This window comes from Bacillus sp. MBGLi79, from assembly GCF_002953915.1.
Map to the genome: position 1 here is coordinate 2,737,552 of NZ_CP026521.1, position 2,574 is coordinate 2,740,125.

3 protein-coding genes are annotated in these 2,574 nt (G+C 46.3%); all 3 read right to left on the bottom strand.

Annotation, left to right across the window (positions count from 1 at the left end):
* Positions 1 to 75 precede the first annotated feature (75 nt).
* The 3 genes from hepT to C1T29_RS13755 are packed head-to-tail and all read right to left on the bottom strand — an operon-like array spanning position 76 to position 2,545.
* On the bottom strand, positions 76 to 1,038 hold the full coding sequence (hepT, locus tag C1T29_RS13745; RefSeq protein WP_020451959.1) for a heptaprenyl diphosphate synthase component II: 963 nt from the start codon (positions 1,036 to 1,038) through the stop codon (positions 76 to 78).
* 29 nt (positions 1,039 to 1,067) lie between these two features.
* Positions 1,068 to 1,766, bottom strand: a complete 699-nt coding sequence (locus C1T29_RS13750) for a demethylmenaquinone methyltransferase (protein ID WP_025811221.1) — start codon at positions 1,764 to 1,766, stop codon at positions 1,068 to 1,070.
* A 2-nt stretch (positions 1,767 to 1,768) separates the two neighbouring features.
* Complete coding sequence (locus C1T29_RS13755; protein WP_023857454.1) at positions 1,769 to 2,545, bottom strand: heptaprenyl diphosphate synthase component 1; 777 nt, start codon at positions 2,543 to 2,545, stop codon at positions 1,769 to 1,771.
* Positions 2,546 to 2,574 lie beyond the last annotated feature (29 nt).

The window sequence follows — 2,574 nt, forward strand, 5'->3', positions numbered from 1 at the left end:
TGAAATCTGGATCTTTAGGTCTAACAACAAAATAGGTTTCTAAACTTACTGTGGGGTAGAACAGTGGTTGTTTTTTTAGAACTTTCGTTTGCCGATGTATTTCGCAATTTGGCCCAATGCCGTCCGCGCCCGGTTTTTCGGGAGCGTTTCAAGCAGTGCGAAAGCCTTATTTAAATACATTTCGCTGACTCTGAACGATTGTTCTATGGCATCGGTTTTCTTCAGTTCCTCGATCACTGGTTTGATCTGTTCCGGAGTCGTTTCACTGTTGACCAGCATCAGCCGCGCTTTTAATTCAGGCGATTTCCGTGCATATAGTACGGGAAGCGTGACATTCCCCTGAAGCAGATCACTGCCCACAGGCTTGCCAAGCTCTTTTTCGCTTGAGGTGAAATCGAGGATGTCATCAATAATTTGATAGGACATGCCGACGTAATAGCCGAACCAGTACAACGTTTTATGAATGTTTTCACCCGCGCCGGCAGCAATGGCGCCTAGCTGGCAGCTCGATGCGATCAGAAGGGCTGTCTTGCGCCTGATTCTCCGCAAATAGGTTCTGAGGTTTTGCTCCATATTATATTTATCTTTGATTTGTTCAATTTCTCCAAGACAGACTTCGACAATCGCCTTGGACAAGATTTCGTGGGCTTTCGGTTCGTTTATTTTCGTCATCGCTTCAAGTGAGCGAGCGAACAAATAATCACCTGTGTACATTGCAATCCGGTTATCCCACTTCGCTTTGATAGTCGGCTGTCCCCTTCTAAGCTCCGCATCATCGATGACATCGTCGTGTACGAGCGAAGCCATATGTATCAATTCCAATGAAACAGCGACATTTTTAATTTTGTTGATATCGTATTCACCGAACATGCCGGAAAGCAGGACAAACACAGGACGAATCCGCTTGCCTCCGGCCTGCAGCAAATGCAGGCTCGCTTCACTTAGCAATGGATAGTCGGAGTGCACGGTCTTTTCAAGCTCTTTTTCTATTAATTCAATATCGTCATTTAAAAAAGAATAAAACGTTGTCAATTTCATATCGATTCACCCGAGTATTTCAGTAGTCATCATCGCTTCAAGCCGACATGTGTAGCCGCTACGCCGCCTGTGAACGGATGATATTGAACATTTTCTAATCCAGCCTCTTCAAACAATGCAGCAAGTTCTTTCATACCAGGAAATTCCCTGGCCGATTCCTGAAGCCATGAATACTCCTTAAAGCTTTTGGCAAAGAACTTTCCAAACATGGGCATAATAAAACGGAAGTACAGGAAGTACAGCTGTTTGAACCCGAACATTTCAGGCTGGGACGTCTCAAGGCATACAACCTGGCCGCCGGGTTTTACCACGCGCGCCATCTCTTTTAATACGGTTAAATAGTCGGGAACATTGCGAAGCCCGAAGCCGATGGTGACATAGTCGAACGTATTGTCCGGGAAGGGCAGTTCCATCGCGTTGCCGTGGATCAGTTCGATCTGGCTGTAGCTGTCGGTCTTTTGTTCGGCGATGCTCAGCATGTTTTTGCTGAAATCAAGGCCCTTGATTTCCCCTGTCTCTCCGGCCGCATCAGCGAGCGCGATTGTCCAGTCGCCCGTCCCGCAGCAGACGTCAAGCGCTTTGGCTCCTTTTGGTACGTTCATGAGCTGCATCGTTTTGTCGCGCCATTTTTTATGCTGTTTAAAGCTGATGACGGAGTTCATCTGGTCGTAATTTTTATAAATCTTTTCAAACACGCCGTGTACGCGCTGTTCTTTTGACTGCACCATGATTACCCTTCTTCCACTTTCTGATGATAAGTTCGTTTTTCAGGCCGAATTTCCTGCAGGCGTTTCAGAAGCCATTTTTGGACGGCGGGCTTTGCAGCAAGCGACTGGTTGATCGCAAGCTTGGCTTCTTCATAAGCCGCTGCAGCCAGCTGTCCGCATGAAGCCTGGTCTTCCGGAAACTCTTTCTGTATGATCGTCTCCAGCAGCCGGGAATCTGAAGCTTTTTCTTCGGCCGCAAACCTTTTAAACACAAGAAAGTCATTGGCGGCTGTTTTCCAGTGAGGCAGGTAAAAGTGGTCGGCGAGATGGTGAAAAAGTGCAGCTTCCACTATGCTGACGCTTTTTTTCAGGCTGTCCGCATCTTTTGCGGAATGGTCGTAAATCCTGATTTTATGTTCGTTTATTTCTTTGATGGCCGCAGCGAGCGTCCGAATCATATAAATATCCTTCATACCCGATAACAGCGAGTAGTACATGCCGCTGAAATAATCACCGGCCAATACGGTCAGCTGGCGGTTTTTATAGTCGTCCTGCTTAATTGAAGCTGCGGTCGTGACTTCATCATGGGTATCAAGGGCTGTTTGAACAAGCATCGCCGTTAAGATGTAACTTTCCTTGTCAGCTTCTTTTAAATCCGTTTCCTCAAACAGAGCGTAGAAAAGAAACAGCTTATCCTCATCAACTTTCGGCGCAGTCAAATGCTTCGCCAAATATGGATGTGAAAGCTTTTGATTCAGCTTGATTTTCAAATAAGATAATTGTCCGTAGATGTCTTGCAAAGATATCACCCTTGTCCCAAAATTCGCAG